Origin of the sequence: Domibacillus sp. 8LH, assembly GCF_038806185.1 — a bacterium.
GTDB classification, from domain to species: Bacteria; Bacillota; Bacilli; order Bacillales; family Domibacillaceae; genus Domibacillus; species Domibacillus indicus_A.
In genome coordinates this window covers 1-256 of the sequence record NZ_JAVJNG010000217.1, presented here as the reverse complement: position 1 = coordinate 256, position 256 = coordinate 1, and the positions used below count along the sequence as shown (strand labels likewise).

The 256-nt window shown below is 51.2% G+C and carries 2 tRNA genes; both read left to right on the top strand.

From position 1 onward, the window contains the following. The first annotated feature begins 100 nt into the window (after positions 1-100). Positions 101-173 (top strand) — tRNA-Phe (locus tag RG959_RS24495). Positions 174-180: 7 nt separating this feature from the next. Next, positions 181-256, top strand: a tRNA-Thr gene (locus tag RG959_RS24490).

Below are 256 nucleotides of genomic sequence, written 5' to 3'. Positions count from 1 at the left end.
TCCGGTAGTTCAGTTGGTTAGAATGCCTGCCTGTCACGCAGGAGGTCGCGGGTTCGAGTCCCGTCCGGACCGCCATTATACATAGAAATATTGTAAGAAAGGCTCAGTAGCTCAGTTGGTAGAGCAAAGGACTGAAAATCCTTGTGTCGGCGGTTCGATTCCGTCCTGAGCCATTATGTTGCCGGTGTAGCTCAATTGGTAGAGCAACTGACTTGTAATCAGTAGGTTGGGGGTTCAAGTCCTCTTGCCGGCACCA